Here is a 17,113-nt window from a genome sequence, read left to right on the forward strand (position 1 = left end):
CGGAGCAAAAACATGTTTAACCGTAGTGTAAACAAAGTCGTATTAGTCGGTAATTTAGGAAAAGATCCTGAAATGCGTTATATGCCAAATGGCGGCGCTGTAGCAAATTTAACACTCGCAACGACTGAAAGCTGGAAAGATAAACAAACCGGTGAGCGTAAAGATAAAACGGAATGGCATCGTTTAACTGTGTTTAACCGTCTTGGTGAAATGTGTGGTGAGTACCTAAAAAAAGGCGCTAAAATTTACGCTGAAGGTAAATTACAAACACGTAAATGGCAAGGTCAAGATGGCCAAGATCGTTACACAACCGAAGTCGTTGTATCCGAAATCCAAATGCTAGATGCGCGTAATCAAGCACAGGCACCTGGACAATATGGCAGCAGCCCACAACAACCAGGTAGTCAACAACCTAGTGCGCAACAAAGCTGGGGAAATGCCCCTCAACAAAGTGCTCCGCAGGCACCGGCTCAGCAAGCAGCACCACAAATGGCGCCAGCTTACCAACAGCCAACACCGGCAAGTCGCCCTCCACAAGCACCAGCTCAACGACCAGCGCCAGCTGCGCAACCAAAACAAGAGCCGGTTCAATACAATGAACCGCCAATGGATTTTGATGACGACATCCCGTTCTAACCAAAGACAAAATTGAAAAAATATTCATTAAAGCCGCTAACTAGCGGCTTTTTTAATTAATAAAATGCATCCACTCGCATTTTATATTCATTTATTACCAATTCTCCTAGTACAACGGATAAAATAGTGTAAATTTAATTCCAATGGTAAACTGTTTATATTCTAAGAAGCAGGGAGCTTATAGAGTGGAATTTGAAAACGAACTAAATAATGATTATTTAGCGAGCTTGTTGCATTTACAAAGTAAATCAACAATGTTACCCGTTAGTAAAATACATGACGTTATTCTTCAGGGGCTAAAAGACTTCCCTGGGATAGAGAGCATTCTTTGGGAAGATAAAAAAGATGCAGTCAGTCATGAAAATACCATTGAGCTCCCCTTAAAGCATGGCACCGCAAATTTTGGCTGCCTACAACTTATTACCTCAGATAAATCCACCTTAACGCCTTTTCTTCCCTATTTACGAAACTTCGCCACATTACTAACTGCTCTAATCGAAAACAGTAAAAAAGAATCCACAACCAGTATTCAAGAACGACTTTTTGAAATGGCCCCAGACTTACTCTGCATAGCGTCGAATAAAGGTTACTTTACAAAATTAAGCCTTTCATGGGAAAAAACATTAGGCTGGTCAAGGCATGAATTGTATGAAAAACCCTTTATTTCTTTTATTCACCCCGAGGATATTGAAGATACAAATAAAGCATTTAATACATTAATCAATGGCCAAAATGTTAATAATTATGTCAATCGATACCGACATAAAAATGGTGCTTACCGCTGGTTAGAATGGACGTCTTACCCTGAAAGTGAAGATACTTTCTTTGCAACCGCGCGCGATATTACCGACACGCGGGCCATTGCTAAAAAGTTACAGTTAGCGGCCAGTGTCTACAATAACACCACGGAAGCCATTTTTGTTTTTAATCATAAAGGGCATATTCTTTCCGTTAATCCTTCATTTACAAAATTAACAGGATTGTCTTTTGAGCAGGCATTAATAACTAATATTGCAGAACTCGATAGTACTGAAAATAATAGTAAACATACTTTAAGTAAACTCATCAACCCACGGTCACCAAATAGCTATCGAACCGGCAATACTTGGTGCAAAAAAGTATCTGGGGAAAGCTTTTTAGCTTCTTGTAGCGTCACACTTGTTCAAGATAAACATATGATCGGAGAACAACGCTTTATTTGTGTCATGAATGATATCACTGACCAGAAAAAAGATGAGCAACGCATTCGCCAATTAGCCTATCACGATCCATTAACCGGACTTGCTAATCGAACGTTATTACAAGACCGTATTACTCACTCTATTTCGAATGCCAAACGTAATCAATCTCGTATGGCACTATTATTTATTGACCTCGATAATTTTAAATCCATTAACGATACACTTGGCCACGATGCTGGCGATGAGGTGATTAAAGCACAGGCGAAACGGTTACTTTCTTGTATACGAAAATCCGACACGGTGGCACGTTTTGGTGGGGATGAGTTTGTCATTTTTATTGATAATGTAAAGAACACTGCCGATCTTTCTCATTTAGCACAAAAGATATTAACCGTGCTTGCGAAACCGATAACAGAAACGTCATCTCCAGTTTCTTTGACCTCCTCCATCGGTATTGCCATTTTCCCCGAAGACGGTTCAAGTTACGATAAATTAATGAAAAGTGCAGATACCGCAATGTACACGGCAAAGGCATTTGGGAAAAATAATTTCCGCTATTTTTCTTCAGCCATGATGGTGAAAGTTGATGAACGATTACAGCTAGAAATGGAGCTACGTGATGCTATCGATAATAATCAATTTGAAATGTATTACCAACCACGTGTCTGTCTTGCCAATAAAGAAGTCTCTGGTGCTGAAGCACTGATTCGTTGGAATCATCCCCAAAAAGGGTTAATTTGCCCATTACTTTTCATTCCCTATGCTGAAGAAGCGGGGTTGATAAATGAGATTGGTCGACAGGTCATTATCACCGTAATCGAGCAAATTGCGCAATGGAAAATAGACCTAATACAAGAAATACCCATCGCCATCAATATATCTGCACTCCAGTTTAATGAAGGTGAAATTAGAGATACCATCCTTGAACAATGTGAGTTACATGACGTAGCGCCTAACTTAATCGAACTAGAAATTACCGAAACCGTTGTAATGGAAAATTTAGATAAATCCATAAAAACACTTCAAGATCTCCGAAATATTGGCGTTCGTATTGCTATCGATGATTTTGGAACCGGCCTTTCGTCGATGGCTTATTTAAAAAAATTACCACTAGACACCTTGAAAATCGATAAATCATTTATCCATGAAATTGAAACGAATGCTGATGATATCGCAATTGTCAAAATAATCATCGCACTCGCGCAGGTTTTGGGATTAGATATTATTGCTGAAGGTGTAGAATTATCGATCCATGAAAAAATGCTCAATAACTTGAGTTGCCAACATGCTCAGGGCTACTATTATGCCAAGCCCATGCCCGTAAAAGAGTTTGTTGCTTTCATGCATCAACAGGATATCGAGCCGCTAACAAAATAAAAAATTATTAGCGCTGTTCTCCAATGGCTCCGAGTTCACCACGTAAATCGGTTTCTAGCAATTCTCGGATCACTTTATTAGATAACCCCTGACTCAGTAAATAATACAGTTTAGCAATCACGGTTTCGGTGGTCATATCCAAACCACTAATTACCCCAACTTCGCGCAACGCATGCCCAGTAGCATAACCATCCATATTCACCCGACCTTTGAGACACTGACTACAATTAACAATTAAAATGCCACGATCTTTTGCTTCTTTTAAGGTCGCTAATAATTGAGCATCTTGCTGTGCATTACCTACGCCATAAGTTAATAACACAAGGGCTTGAAGCGGGCTCTTTAATAAATTATCCAGCACCTGCCAATCTAACCCCGGAAAGAGATGCAAAATAGCGATAGACTGCTTGGTAATTTCACTCACCTGTAAACGCGTATTAACTGATTTCTGTTTATGTCCGGCAATATCTTTTATTGCAATCCCCGCTTCAAGTAAGACAGGATAATTCGGGGATGCAAAGGCATCAAACCCATCTGCATATTGCTTCGTTGAACGATTACCACGAAACAGTTGGTTATTAAAAAATAAACACACTTCATTGATCGGATGATGTGCGGCAATATAAAGCGAATTTAACAAATTAATACGCGCATCGGTTCGTAATTGTGAAAGGGGAATTTGAGACCCAGTAATAATAACGGGCTTACTCAGATTTTCGAAAACAAATGACAACGCCGATGCGGTATAAGACATGGTATCGGTGCCATGCAAAATAATAAACCCATCAAAATCATGGTAACGCTGTTGAATATCCGATGCTAATAATTGCCAAATATCAGGAGAAACATTGGCAGAATCTATAAGCGGATCATATTCATGAATTTCAAATTCGGGCATATCTTCATGGTAAAACTCAGGCATATTAGCAATGGTTTCAGATAAATAACCAGCAACTGGAATATATCCTTCCGTCGATGGTTTCATTCCAATTGTGCCACCCGTATATGCGATATAAATGCGTTTTTTATTGCCCATGGTTCCCCCTGATTTTTGCGCACAAGATAACAGAATTTAAGGGGTTTCTAAATGTATATTTAGTCTCAAATGATAGACTGAGTAAGATAACCTATTTTATCTTAAATTATTTGATTACAAGTTCTTTATCAATCCAGTCTTTTACATCTTTAAAGCGATACATTTCAAAGGAACCAAAACCACTCAAGCTACGCACTTTTAAACGCGTAAAAATAGGTGTAGTAAGCCCACAGAAGAACCTTGCCAATAAGACGGAGCTTGTTTTATCTGCGAGCTTATCGCGAATAGACTCACTTAATAGATGAAAATCATATTGCTCAAGTGGTGGTAATGCAGGCGGTTCGGGCAAAATAGCGGGCTTACCAGCACAAACGGAGCAATGTCCGCAAGGTTGTTGAAGACGATTATCGGAAAAGTAATTCGCAAGCTGAAGACTTAAACACGTTTTACTCGCAAAGAAATCTAATAAGTGATGGATACGTTTTATTTCACTGGTTTCTTTATCGCTGAATCGCAACACTAACTGTTCGCGTAAATTAGACGTTATCGCTTCTTTAAACACTTTATAGACTTGCGTCATCTGCTTACTTTGTAGCTCAATTAAGCCTTTCTGGTCAAGGTAATCTATCGCCGCAATGACACGACTTCGTTCACTACCATAATTTGAATACAATCTGTCAAAATTAATTGTCGCCCAAGTACGCGCCTTGTCAGAACTATGCAATATAGATTGTAAAAACGCGACACGCTCGCCTTGAAAGTGCCCGAGCAACGCATTTTCTGAAACTAACAGTTTATATTTATATTCAGCATAATAACTATAAGCAGGTTGGATCACGCCTTCTAATTCCAAATAAACAAGCAATGTTTTTAGTGCTAACAAACGCACATTAGACAAACTAGACAGGCTATTCATCAGCACTTCCCATTGTCCGTTTGTTTGTTGTATTTCATTTAAAATATAATCAATTGCAGTGGGCTCAGGTGTATCTGAATAGACAAAATTTTCCAGAATATTAAGGTGACTTTTATTCGCTAACACCAAGCAATCTGATGATAATCCATCTCGACCTGCCCGCCCTATTTCCTGTGCATAATTTTCAATAGATTTAGGTAGGTCATAGTGCACGACAAAGCGAATATCACTTTTATCAATTCCCATCCCAAAAGCAATTGTCGCCACAATCAAGGGTAATTGACCAGACATAAACTGCTGTTGAATCGCCACACGCTTTTCACTGTCCAAACCGGCGTGGTAAGCAGTGGCATCAACACCGTGCTTAGTTAAATAATTCGCTAAGCCCTCGGCTGTTTTTTGTAATGTCACGTAGATTATACCGGATGTGGCTTTACGCTCAGTTACCCAAGGAATTAACGCAGCGAGTTTATCCTCATCACTTACACCAACGACGGAAAGATTTAGATTAGCTCGATAGGAACCCGTTAAAGTAATATTGTTCGGATCGATAGCAAATTTATTCGCCATATCTTCGATCACTTTATCTGTAGCAGTCGCGGTCAACAATAAAACCTGAGGTATATGAAAATCGCGACGATATTGCGCTAATTTAAGATAATCGGGACGAAAGTTATGTCCCCATTCAGAAATACAATGCGCTTCATCAACCACCAACATAGAGATAGGAAGCTTCTTTAGAAATAACCGAAATCGTTCGCTATTCAATCGCTCAACGGAAATAAACAAAATTTTTATCTCGCCCGCAGACAGTGCATTGTACACGGCAGCTGACTCAGCGGGGGTCTGCATCGATTGAATACTTGCGGCACTAATACCTTTACTTTGTAAAAACTGTAATTGATCTTGAATCAAGGCAAGTAAAGGAGAAACAACTAAAGTCAAATGCGGAAGACGAAGTGCAGGAAGTTGATAACAGAGACTTTTACCTGAACCAGTAGGAAAAATAGCCGCAGCACTTTGCCCATCAACCAAGGTGCGAATAACCTGCTCTTGACCATCACGAAACGTTGAAAAACCAAAATATTGTTCAAGTAACTGCTTCATCTTATTCTCACCTGATTAACTAAGTTTTGTTTATATCATATACCCTAAAGTCTCGATTTAACCCGTTAGATCTTCACCTTTATGCCTAGAATCTGCTCACCTCTCGTCTTGCTGATTTCTGCATCTTGAATGGTAATGGGTATATAATCACAATTTCGATTAACCGACAGGCATATGTTATGCGCATTCATGCAATTCATAAACTTTATCAACAACGTCTAAGCCAATGTACTCGTCCTTTTTTAGCACGAGGTGGACGCATTGAACGCTGCACTAATTGTATGCTATTACCTAATTTATGCATTTGCAGTATAAAACAAACTGTCACCACCAACAGTGCATTTGTCTTGTTAATGTATGATGATGAAATTCTCAAGCCAAGTAATACGGGTCGCTTGATAGCAGATCTTATCCCTAATACCTATGCTTTTATTTGGTCTCGAACAGCCCCAGAAACTGAATTATTAACGTTATTGGCAGATCCGCAATGGCGGCCCATTATTATCTTTCCAGCCGAATATACAACAAGTGAGAGGCTTATACATGATTTGCCAGAAATAGGAGAAAAACGTCCTTTATTTATTATTTTTGATGGCAGTTGGGCACAAGCCAAGAAAATGTTCCGTAAAAGCCCTTATTTAAATAACTTTCCTATTTTATCTTTTTCGCCGGAAACCATCTCACGTTATTTAGTACGTAAGGCAAGCAAAGATAACCAACTCGCCACCGCAGAGGTAGCAGGACGAGTACTGGAGTTTATAGGGGAAAGTCAAAATGCCGAAATAATGGACTTATTATTCGACACATTTAAAGAGAACTATTTACTCGGGAAAGAGCGTAAGCAGCTACCTGACAATGCGAGCCAATACCGTTTAGCTGGATTACTTCAACAAAAATGAAACTCGCTTAACCACTATAGTGTTTGCAGTGCCCATTGCTGGTAACCACCGTCAACACTATATGATTCAGTAAAGCCTCGATGGAAAAAGTAATCTGCGGCACTTTTACTGCTGTTACCGTGATAACAATAAATAATCACAGGTTTTGCTTTATCTGAACTTTCAATAACCTGCTCAACATTTTCATTATTCACATTCGTCGCATGATAAATGGATCCTCTTGAAAAAGATTCAGGATCCCGAATATCTAATAGTGTTGCCCCTTCAATTTTTAATAATGCTTCGGCTTCATCCACTGAAATACACTTATATGACATAATTACTCCTTTAACCCATCGGTAACGAACATTAATATAACAATATATTTACAAAGCTGTCATATAATACTACTTAATTGCTGAAACCGATTCAATAAGTGGCCTATAAAGATTTTAACATCCAAACATCACATCCATTGTGTTCAGTCCCCAGCAAAGGCACTTTTAAATGGACAAAATCGAATCGCTCATAAAGCGATATTGCCTGCGTCATATTCGACAAAGTATCGAGGTAGCAATATGTAAAACCTTGGGATTGTGCAAAGGTAAGGCAGGCTTCAACCAATTGACGTCCGATCCCTAGACCTCGGCTATCGGGTAGGAGAAATAATTTTTTAAGTTCACAATATTCACGACTTTGATTAAAAGGCGCAATACCACAGCCCCCTACGATTTCTCCCTTAACCTTTGCAACCAAATAACAGCTGCAATTATCCTCCGTGTAATGAATGCTCATCGCTGACACTTCATCATCGGAAGGCCCAAAACCTTCTCCAATTGCACCGTATTCAGCACCAACTTGCTTAATGATATCGCAAACAATGGGATCATCATTGGTTTCTATTGGATTAATCGCATAACACATGAAATAACTCTCTTATAAATTAATGACAAAATTGGCGTTCACAGGGAACCCCATCATGGTTGCCATCCATTTTAGTGTTCGGGCAATTTTGAATAAAGAAAGTAGCTTCTTCACAGGATGTCATTTGACTACAATATTCACGACCATCACATGAATAACTCGCGTAAGTATCTACCGAATCATCAATGGTATTAACGGGTGGATTTAATAATTCCAGATCTGCGTTAGTAATAACCGGCACCGTGACTTTTTTATATATATGCCATCCAGCTACCGCCACAACAATCCATATTAATAATGTTTTCATTGATTTAATTTAGCCCTTTACTATTAAACTCAAAAAATTATGGAACTGGGCATCCCTTCGATGCAACCCAAATGCGGTACCATTGCTCCGTTGTCATGCTGAGACTCAAGGCTTCAACCGCTTGCTTAACCCGAGATATTTTCCCTGAACCAATTAAAGCAACTGGATTTGAAGGATGTTTTAACACCCAAGCAAAAATAACTTGTTCAATCGATGTTGCGTCCATTTCTACCATTAATTCAATTAAGGTTTTACGTAATCGTTGCATTTGCTCTGTATTATCAAAGAAAATACGTCCACCAGCGAGACATGACCAAGCCATAGGGCGGACACGATATTGTTGTAATTGATCCGTTGTGCCATCTTCAAGCACAACTAAATTAACCGGATTAATTTCCACCTGATTGGTCATTAGTGAAAAATCTAAACGTGACTGTAATAAGTCAAACTGCGAGGTTGTAAAATTTGAAACGCCAAAGTGTTTTACTTTACCGCTTTGCTTTAATTCAGAAAAGGCATCTGCAACTTGATCTGCATCCATAAGAAAGTCAGGACGATGTACTAATAACGCATCTAAATAATCGGTATTTAATCGTTTCAATGAATTTTCAGCAGAAGTTAAAATAGCCTCTTTACTACTATCGTAATGGGAAACACGTCTCTCTTCGGGCGACGATGGTATACCATTAATACCAAATTTAGAGACAATCTCAATCTCATTGCGAATACTCGGATTAAGTTTCAGCGCTTCCCCAAACAAAACCTCGCTATTGCCATAAATAGCCGCATTATCAACCGTTGTGATACCTAACTCGATATGTTCACTTAAAAAAGATAAACGTTGTTGAGCTGTCATTTCCCAAGATGCTAATCGCCAATACCCTTGTATTAACTCAGAAAAAGAAGGTCCCTGCGGCGACATCAACACTTTTTTCACTTCACTCATAGCTCACTCCAATATTGATAAAACTATCGTTCAGTTTAACAACAACGAGTCATCTTCAATACACAGGTCAACACACCGTTACATTTCAATACAAATTTACACGATAATTTGCTATTTATAGCCGCATCTATATAAGTGTTTGATGTAAGCTAGCGTAATAATGATCATTTTCTAACAATTTAGCGTGATTACCCGAAGTCCGTAACGCCCCTTCTTCCATCAGGTAGATTTCATCCATTTTATCCATCGCAGTCAAACGATGACTAATCATTAACACGGTTTTATCTGCAGCAAACTCAAACAGCAATGCAAGAATATCTCTTTCCGTTCGCTTATCTAATCCTTCAGTAGGTTCATCAAGTAATAATAATGGCGCATCGCGTAATAATACGCGTGCAACGCCAATACGACGTTTTTCACCACCAGAAAGTTGTCGACCACCTTCTCCAACCCACGCATCAAGCGGATTATCTCCCTCGGTTAACACCGCTAATCCAACTTTATTCAATACTTCAATTAAGTGTTTATCATTCAGATCCTGCGCAGCTTTTCGCTCTGCATAGGTTTCATATTGAAGCGGCTCAGGTTGCGCTAAGGTTAAATTACTTCTTAATGTTCCACTAAATAGATAAATACGCTGACTAACCAATGAAATACCAGATGTTAATGCATTTTGACTATATTGATTAATCGCGACACGATCTAACAATAATTCACCGCTAGTCGCTTCCCAATCACGAGTGATCAAAGAAAGTAATGTCGATTTACCACATCCAGTTTGGCCTAATAACGCTACTTTTTGACCTGCATGTATGGATAAGTTAATGCCATTTAATACCGGCTGACTATCATCATCATAATGGAAAACAATATTTTTAAGCTGAAGGGCTCCCTTGTTAATAACCGATGTTGCTCGCGCATTAAATGTAATATCCGGTGTTTGTTCCACTAACTCATTAACGCGCGTCGCGGCATTAATACAAGCAGATAGATGCTGAAATGCCCCCGCAATGGGTTGTAACATTTCAATGCAAGCAAGCGCTAGAAAAGTAACTAAAGCGAGCATAGGCCCTGGATATGAATCGCCACCGAGACCAGAAGAGGCAACGTAAAGCACAAACAAGACAATCACACCATGACATACAATTAATGCCGCTTGGCTAAATGCAGTGACGTTCGCCATCGCGCGCTGACTATCAATCAACTTCGCTTCAGAATCGCTCATTTTTTGGCGAAACCGTTGATTCGCACCAAATAATGAAATTTCAGCCAACCCCTGCATGTATTCTAATAATTGCACCCGAAAAACACGCTTACTTTCAAGCTCATTAACCCCAGGTTTTTTCCCCAACTGATAAAAAATTAAGGGTAAGACTAACCATGCAGACAGCAAACCAGCACATAGAATAAGTGCTAACTTCACATCAATCCAAGCAACAAAAAAGTATAAGCACACCAGTAAAATTAATGCTGAAAATAACGGAGTGATAAGTCGTAAATAAATATGGTCGAGGGTATCTACATCGGCAACTAAACGATTAAGTAACTCCCCTTGCCTTACTCCTTGCATATTACGCGCACTTAAGGGAAGTACTTTACGCCATGCCCAAACACGTAGTTGAGTCAGTAATTTAAAGGTTGCTTCATGCGTTGCTAAACGCTCACCATATCGACTTGCCGTACGAGCAATAGAAAAGAAACGCACCCCACCCGCCGGCGTAAAATAGTTAAATGATTGCGTTGCAACGAGCGTTAACCCTGCAACTGCGGAAGCTGACAAAAACCATCCAGAAAGGGATAACAAACCAATCGCAGAAAGTAATGTAACCACACTGAGAATTAAACCGATCAACATCATCAGCCATTGATGTTTAAATAACTTAATAAATGGTAATAACACTTTCATTAGATAAGCTCCTGTTGATCATCGGCTAACTCATCGGTCTGCATCTGTTTGAACACACCGTTAATGGCATTTAATTCATCAAAACTACCGCGCTGCACCACCTTACCTTTATCTAGTACTAAAATGGTTTTCATTTTGGCTAATTGCTCCAGACGATGGGTTACCATTAAACTCGATGAATTTACCATTGCATCATCAAGTGCGGTTAAAACAGCCGCTTCACTATGGCGATCTAAACTCGCCGTTGGTTCATCCAACAAAAAGAACTGTGCTTGTTGACCCAATGCACGAGCCAAGGCGATACGCTGTGCTTGTCCAACGGAAACGCCTGACATTTGCTCTCCAATGGGATAATCGAGTCCCGCAGATTGTTGATCCACAAAATCAATCACTTTCGCTTTAGTTAATAAATCTCTCACCCTCTGGTCATCCATATCAGAATCGGCCATCATCACATTATCTCGGACGCTGCCATGAAAAAGTTGCGGTTCTTGCCCGAGCCAAGCCAGTTGTGCTCGCCACTGCGGTAAAGATAATTGATTTAATTCGATACCATTAACCGTTAATGATCCTTGATAAGGCAGGAAGCCCAGTAAACCATTCAATAAACTACTTTTTCCTGCACCACTTGGGCCGACGACAGCAATATGCTCTCCCCTATTAATTTTAAAATCTAAAGGTCCAACTAACACCACACCAGAATGACTTTTTACAGTAAAGTCACGGGCAATGATTTCAATCCCATCAGTACATTTAAGCTCTTTGATTGCCGTTGCGTTTACCGAAGATTGCGTATTTTCTTCTACTTCATAGTCTAATAAATACATTAACTCTTCGGCGGCACCAATGGCCTGTGCTTTAGCATGATAATGAGTCCCTAAATCACGCAAGGGTTGATAAAACTCAGGCGCCAGCATCAATATAAACATTGAGGCAAACAAGGTAAATCCTGCGTTGTAATCACCAAAATTCAGATTGCCTAAAAAACTAAAACCAAAATAAACGGCCAATACCGCAATCGAAACCGCGCCGAAAAATTCCAATACCGCTGAGCTTAAAAAAGCCATACGCAGCACGGACATAGTTCGTTGGCGAAAAGATTCTGACGCATTTTCAATTGCAACGCTTTCAGCTTCACCTCGATTAAACAGTTTCAAGGTATTTAATCCCTGAAGACGATCCATAAAATGGCCGCTTAATTGCGCTAATGCTTTGAAGTTTTTTCGATTAGCATCGGCAGCCCCCATTCCCACAAAAATCATAAAGATTGGAATTAACGGCGCAGTACCTAATAAAATAAGTCCTGCAGCCCAGTTTTGAGGAAATACCACCACCAAAATCATTAAGGGTATAAAACCTGCCAAGGACATTTGCGGTAAATAACGCGCATAAAAATCCTGTAGATCTTCCACTTGCTCAAGCACAATACTTGCCCAACTTCCAGCTGGCTTTCCTTTAATATAAGCAGGCCCAAGATCCGTTATTTTATCTAATACAGCGCGACGAATTTGTAGACGTAACCTTTTCCCCGCTTCAAAGCTACTGCGTTCCCGACCAAAGGCCAGCAACGCTCGTACGGGAATCAGCAATAACAACAGAATAAAATCCTGAGTGTATGTCGACCTAGGTAATTCAAGGATAATAATCCCATGCAAAATTGTAGAGATAAGATAGGCTTGAATAATAAGAGAAAAGCCGGTTAACAAACCAAAAATCACCGTTAAATTAAGAAAAAAGCCACAGGATTTCTTCTGTTTTTTTAACCATGAGGTGAGTTGTTTTTCTAGCGGTTTATCCATGTTAATCCTGAGGTTAAAGAGTCTTTTGTAGGCATCGAAAAATGATACGACGAAGTATCGCAGGAGTCGAGAAGGAATGAAACCAGCTTATTAAAAAATTATCCATTTAAGGTGAAGGATTAACCTCCCAATCTCATTAACTTTTAATTAAACCGATAATATTTGCATCGGATTGGCGAGGGACGATATCGGCATAGAACCAATTTTGAATCGGGAATTGTCGGTTATCGAGTTTATTCAACATTAATTTCGCCATCATTTCTCCAACCGCCTCCGTATCATATTTCAATGTCGTGATTGAAGGTTTACTGTATACGCTGTATTCATAGTTACCATAGCCGGAAACCGCCACATCGACACCAGGTATATAACCTAATGACTCACAGGCGGCAATACATCCCATCGCCATAATATCATCGGCACAAAGTATCGATGTTGGGCGAACAGCCAAAGACATAACCTCCTTGGTCATTATTGTCGCCCCGCTTTCGGTTAATTCACCATTCAATATCCAACGTTCATCGACGGTTAATTTCGCTTCTTGCATCGCTGCTTGATAACCACGAATACGTGCTTGAGAAAGGGTTAGATCAATTGGTGCATCAAGAAAGGCAATATGTCGATGTCCAAGGGCTATTTGACGCTTGGTCAGTTGATAAAAAGCATCTTCATTATCGACATCGACAAAGGAATCTAAACCGTAACCTTGCCCATGACCAAAACAAACAAAGGGGAAGTTACTATTAGATAACAGGGTCAATCTTGAATCATCAGTACGGGTACGCACAATAAATAATCCATCAATTAATCCACTGGTCATAAAATCAAAATAGACATCCTGCTCATCTTGCCAGTCTGACAAAGTCATTACGATTAATTTGTATTGATGCTTGGCCAAAAAGGCAGACGCTTCCGCTAATACTTTTGAGAATGCAGGGGAAACAAACATAGCTGAATTAGCAGGGAGAATAATACCGACATTACGCGACTTACCCGAGGCAAGACGTTGCGCTGTCGGGTTTGCCTTGTAACCAATTTCCTGTGCGGCTTGAATTACTTTTTGACGGGTATCCGGGTTAACATCAGAGTATCCGTTTAGCGCCCGAGATACCGTCGACTTAGATAACCCTAAATACGCAGCAAGTTGTTTAATTGACATGGCAAAACTTATAATCGTTGTTGAGTTTGCGGATTAAAAACTAATACCCGAGACAGATCAACCAATAAGTCCATTTTATCATGACGGGTAATATCAGAACGCAAATCTAAACGCGCTTTAACGGTTGCCTCTCCCAAATTAAACAATACTTCTTTATCAAATCCCATCGGCTCAATTAAATCAATGCTTACTTGGCTAAAATTAAAGGTGTCATCGGTTTCAGCAAAAAAATTGATATCATTAAAAAAATCTGGACGAATACCGACTTTAACTTTCATACCTTCCACTGGTACCGTTTCTTGATAATGTAAACTGGTTATTTTTTGTCGTGGTAAATGGTAGCCCGCAACATCTAAATATTCATTAAATAATGTGCCTTCAATAATATTCATCGATGGCGAACCAATAAATTGCGCAACAAAAATATTCACCGGATTCAAATAAATTTCCATCGGCGAGCCCGCCTGAGCAATACCACCACCATCAAGCACAACCACCTTATCGGCAAGCGTCATGGCTTCTACTTGGTCATGGGTGACATAAACACTCGTACGCCCAAATTTATTATGAATTTTACCGATTTCAGTACGCATATGCGCACGCAGTTTTGCATCGAGATTTGACAAAGGTTCATCGAATAGGAATACATCGGCATCACGAATAATTGCACGGCCCATTGCTACACGTTGACGTTGACCACCGGAGAGATCCGCCGGTTTACGATCTAATAATTCATCAAGTTGAAGCATTTCAGCCACTTCGGCAAGCCTACGTTGAATTTCCTGATCCTCTACTTTCAAGCGGCGCAGCGCAAATACAATATTCTCTTTCACTGACTTATGAGGATAAAGTGCATAGTTTTGGAAGACCATTGCAATATTTCGGTTTTGCGGCTCAATATCATTAACGATACGATCGCCGATACTAATATCGCCGGATGTTGCATGCTCTAATCCCGCAATCATTCGTAAAGTTGTTGATTTACCACATCCAGAGGGGCCGACTAATACAACAAACTCACCGTCGTTAATCTCTAGATTAATATTTTTAACCACTTCGGTTTTGCCGTAATTTTTAACAATATTTTTTAATTTGATAGCAGCCATAATTACCCCTTAACCCCGCCGTCGGTTTTCCCACCTTTCATAAAGTGAGATGCAAATAGGAAACAAATAACAATGGGAGCAAGAGTCAACATAGAAGCAGCCATGATACGATCCCAAATTGCATTTTTAGATACGAATAACTCTTGAAGTGCGAGCGGTAGCGTATGAAGATCTGGATATTGCTTCAGAAACACAGAAGCAAACAAATATTCATTCCAACCAATAATAAAACAATAGATAAATACAGTGGCCAACATCGGTAACGAAAGTGGCAACACAACTTTGATAATGGCTTCCTTACGTGAGCAACCATCCATCATCGCCGCTTCCTCTAACGCAAAGGGGATACCTCGAAAGTAGTTACCTAACATATACATACCAACGGGTAGTGTTTGCACAATATAAATAACAAACAAACTAATAAAACTTCCCCACTTAGTGGATGCCAATCCAATATTCATCGCCATTTGATATAACGGCACCATCAACAAGACACCGCCAATCATATAAACAAATAATACCGACCGCTGAATAACCACCTGCCCTGTAAACCGTAATCGACTTATTGAATAGGCTCCCATCACCGCAAACACTAAGGAAATAGCAGCCGCGCCTGCAGAGAGTAATAAACTATTAAGCATATACTTGCCAAAGGGAAATAGGTTATCGTTAGATGTGTATTTTGCCGATATAACCGCTTTTTGCTTTTCCGATAGCTTTGGGTTATTTAATATTTTCTGAATCGCAACGGGGATTTCAACCTGTTTAACTTCAGTTAATCCTAGCAACTCTTTATAGGCATCAAAATTTAATGTTTGAGGAATTAAAGACGGATTTCCCCAATCATATTGATGCTTTAATGACGTTGACACAATCTGCGCAAAGGGTAATAAACTAAAGCAAACTAATAAACCAACGGCAATGATAAAGGCAAAACGCCCCTTTAAAGTTCGTTTCTCATTCATATTCAATCACCACTTCATGACTTTTTTGGTATAAAACCAGATAAATACACACAGCACACCAAGTTGAATAACGGAGGTTGCAGCCGCAAGGCCTTGGTCTATCACGCCGGTAAAAGCCTGGTAATAGGTGAATATAGGAAGTGTCTCAACGTTAGGTGCAAGTAAGAACACATCTTCAAACCGATTTAAATTCCAAATCAATCGGAGCAATATCACCGTCGCGAGTACAAAATGTAGTTCCGGCAAGGTGACATGGAAAAAACGTCCAATAGGGCCATAACCATCAATTGAAGCCGCTTCATATTGATCCTGAGAAATGGAGACAAGTTTTGATAGAATCAACATATAGGCGATCGGTGCATGCTTCCAAATATCGAAGAGCACGACAATCCATAATGCAGAATCAGGGTCGCCAATTAAATTAACCCGCTCACTCCAAATATGAAAAACATCAACAAACAGATAATTAAACACACCTGATATCGGATCAAATAAAAATTGCCACCCGAATACCACCGAAATAACGGGGGCAACATAGGGCAACATAATTGCGGCATTGACCAATCCTCGTCCAGGAAAAGGATCGCGTAGCAATAATGCCATGCCCAAGCCTAATATCGTTGTCCCCATTACGGTGCCAAATAAATACAGTCCCGTTGTCCAGATAGCCGCATAATATTCAGGGTTTGAAAGGAGTTTGTGGTAGTTGGCGATACCCACAAATAATTTATCACCGTTTAACTGAACATCGAAGAAACTCAAATAAACGTTATAAACCAATGGATAAAGAATAAGTAGACCAAGAATAACAATCGTTGGCGCAACTAATTTCCAACCAAATTTTGCTTCCGCTCTTTCTAATGGAGTCAT

At 39.7% G+C, this 17,113-nt stretch carries 15 protein-coding genes; 3 read left to right on the plus strand and 12 right to left on the minus strand.

What is annotated here, in order from left to right; translation table 11 throughout:
- The first annotated feature begins 12 nt into the window (after positions 1-12).
- Both ssb and ACR30L_RS18130 read left to right on the plus strand, forming a co-directional pair.
- Complete coding sequence (ssb, locus tag ACR30L_RS18125) at positions 13-636, plus strand: single-stranded DNA-binding protein (RefSeq protein ID WP_435235630.1); 624 nt, start codon at positions 13-15, stop codon at positions 634-636.
- Between the two features lie 185 nt (positions 637-821).
- Entirely contained in the window at positions 822-3,194 is a 2,373-nt protein-coding gene (locus ACR30L_RS18130) for a sensor domain-containing protein (protein ID WP_435235631.1), read from the plus strand.
- Positions 3,195-3,201: 7 nt separating this feature from the next.
- On the opposite strand, the gene ansA is transcribed toward ACR30L_RS18130, so the two are convergent.
- Entirely contained in the window at positions 3,202-4,230 is a 1,029-nt protein-coding gene (gene ansA, locus ACR30L_RS18135; protein ID WP_435235632.1) for an asparaginase, read from the minus strand.
- A 106-nt stretch (positions 4,231-4,336) separates the two neighbouring features.
- Positions 4,337-6,253, minus strand: a complete 1,917-nt coding sequence (locus ACR30L_RS18140; protein WP_435235633.1) for a RecQ family ATP-dependent DNA helicase — start codon at positions 6,251-6,253, stop codon at positions 4,337-4,339.
- 179 nt (positions 6,254-6,432) lie between these two features.
- Here ACR30L_RS18140 and ACR30L_RS18145 point away from each other — a divergent pair, with 179 nt between their 5' ends.
- Positions 6,433-7,152 carry a tRNA-uridine aminocarboxypropyltransferase gene (locus ACR30L_RS18145; protein ID WP_435235634.1) on the plus strand — a complete coding sequence of 240 codons (720 nt, stop codon included), beginning with the start codon at positions 6,433-6,435 and terminating at the stop codon, positions 7,150-7,152.
- A gap of 14 nt (positions 7,153-7,166) precedes the next feature.
- Here ACR30L_RS18145 and glpE read toward each other — a convergent pair whose 3' ends face one another.
- The 10 genes from glpE to ACR30L_RS18195 form a co-directional block, all read right to left on the minus strand.
- Positions 7,167-7,469, minus strand: a complete 303-nt coding sequence (glpE, locus tag ACR30L_RS18150) for a thiosulfate sulfurtransferase GlpE (RefSeq protein WP_435235635.1) — start codon at positions 7,467-7,469, stop codon at positions 7,167-7,169.
- A 103-nt stretch (positions 7,470-7,572) separates the two neighbouring features.
- Entirely contained in the window at positions 7,573-8,055 is a 483-nt protein-coding gene (locus ACR30L_RS18155; protein WP_435235636.1) for a GNAT family N-acetyltransferase, read from the minus strand.
- A 19-nt stretch (positions 8,056-8,074) separates the two neighbouring features.
- Positions 8,075-8,362: an excalibur calcium-binding domain-containing protein gene (locus ACR30L_RS18160; protein ID WP_435235637.1), complete on the minus strand. Its 288-nt coding sequence runs from the start codon at positions 8,360-8,362 to the stop codon at positions 8,075-8,077.
- Positions 8,363-8,399: 37 nt separating this feature from the next.
- Positions 8,400-9,308 carry an aldo/keto reductase gene (locus ACR30L_RS18165; RefSeq protein ID WP_435235638.1) on the minus strand — a complete coding sequence of 303 codons (909 nt, stop codon included), beginning with the start codon at positions 9,306-9,308 and terminating at the stop codon, positions 8,400-8,402.
- Between the two features lie 127 nt (positions 9,309-9,435).
- Positions 9,436-11,214, minus strand: a complete 1,779-nt coding sequence (cydC, locus tag ACR30L_RS18170) for a heme ABC transporter ATP-binding protein/permease CydC (protein ID WP_435235639.1) — start codon at positions 11,212-11,214, stop codon at positions 9,436-9,438.
- Complete coding sequence (gene cydD, locus ACR30L_RS18175; RefSeq protein ID WP_435235640.1) at positions 11,214-13,013, minus strand: heme ABC transporter permease/ATP-binding protein CydD; 1,800 nt, start codon at positions 13,011-13,013, stop codon at positions 11,214-11,216. The genes cydC and cydD overlap by 1 nt, the downstream gene beginning before the upstream one ends.
- 136 nt (positions 13,014-13,149) lie before the next feature.
- Entirely contained in the window at positions 13,150-14,172 is a 1,023-nt protein-coding gene (locus ACR30L_RS18180; protein WP_435235641.1) for a LacI family DNA-binding transcriptional regulator, read from the minus strand.
- Positions 14,173-14,180: 8 nt separating this feature from the next.
- A complete protein-coding gene (locus ACR30L_RS18185) occupies positions 14,181-15,278 on the minus strand; it encodes an ABC transporter ATP-binding protein (RefSeq protein WP_435235642.1) in 1,098 nt (365 codons plus the stop codon).
- Positions 15,279-15,280: 2 nt separating this feature from the next.
- On the minus strand, positions 15,281-16,243 hold the full coding sequence (locus tag ACR30L_RS18190) for a carbohydrate ABC transporter permease (protein ID WP_435235643.1): 963 nt from the start codon (positions 16,241-16,243) through the stop codon (positions 15,281-15,283).
- 6 nt (positions 16,244-16,249) lie between these two features.
- The gene (locus ACR30L_RS18195; RefSeq protein WP_435235644.1) at positions 16,250-17,113 is read right to left on the minus strand and encodes a carbohydrate ABC transporter permease; all 864 of its coding nucleotides are present in this window, start codon (positions 17,111-17,113) and stop codon (positions 16,250-16,252) included.

Origin of the sequence: Psychromonas saccharinae, assembly GCF_051201515.1 — a bacterium.
In the GTDB taxonomy this organism is placed as follows: Bacteria; Pseudomonadota; Gammaproteobacteria; order Enterobacterales; family Psychromonadaceae; genus Psychromonas.

Bases quoted from the DNA above. Each gene is read 5' to 3' on its own strand.
- ssb (WP_435235630.1), top strand. From the start codon at position 13: ATGTTTAACCGTAGTGTAAACAAAGTCGTATTAGTCGGTAATTTAGGA.
- ansA (WP_435235632.1), bottom strand. From the start codon at position 4,230: ATGGGCAATAAAAAACGCATTTATATCGCATATACGGGTGGCACAATT.
- ACR30L_RS18140 (WP_435235633.1), bottom strand. From the start codon at position 6,253: ATGAAGCAGTTACTTGAACAATATTTTGGTTTTTCAACGTTTCGTGAT.
- ACR30L_RS18145 (WP_435235634.1), top strand. From the start codon at position 6,433: ATGCGCATTCATGCAATTCATAAACTTTATCAACAACGTCTAAGCCAA.
- glpE (WP_435235635.1), bottom strand. From the start codon at position 7,469: ATGTCATATAAGTGTATTTCAGTGGATGAAGCCGAAGCATTATTAAAA.
- ACR30L_RS18155 (WP_435235636.1), bottom strand. From the start codon at position 8,055: ATGTGTTATGCGATTAATCCAATAGAAACCAATGATGATCCCATTGTT.
- ACR30L_RS18160 (WP_435235637.1), bottom strand. From the start codon at position 8,362: ATGAAAACATTATTAATATGGATTGTTGTGGCGGTAGCTGGATGGCAT.
- ACR30L_RS18165 (WP_435235638.1), bottom strand. From the start codon at position 9,308: ATGAGTGAAGTGAAAAAAGTGTTGATGTCGCCGCAGGGACCTTCTTTT.
- cydC (WP_435235639.1), bottom strand. From the start codon at position 11,214: ATGAAAGTGTTATTACCATTTATTAAGTTATTTAAACATCAATGGCTG.
- cydD (WP_435235640.1), bottom strand. From the start codon at position 13,013: ATGGATAAACCGCTAGAAAAACAACTCACCTCATGGTTAAAAAAACAG.
- ACR30L_RS18180 (WP_435235641.1), bottom strand. From the start codon at position 14,172: ATGTCAATTAAACAACTTGCTGCGTATTTAGGGTTATCTAAGTCGACG.
- ACR30L_RS18185 (WP_435235642.1), bottom strand. From the start codon at position 15,278: ATGGCTGCTATCAAATTAAAAAATATTGTTAAAAATTACGGCAAAACC.
- ACR30L_RS18190 (WP_435235643.1), bottom strand. From the start codon at position 16,243: ATGAATGAGAAACGAACTTTAAAGGGGCGTTTTGCCTTTATCATTGCC.
- ACR30L_RS18195 (WP_435235644.1), bottom strand. From the start codon at position 17,113: ATGACTCCATTAGAAAGAGCGGAAGCAAAATTTGGTTGGAAATTAGTT.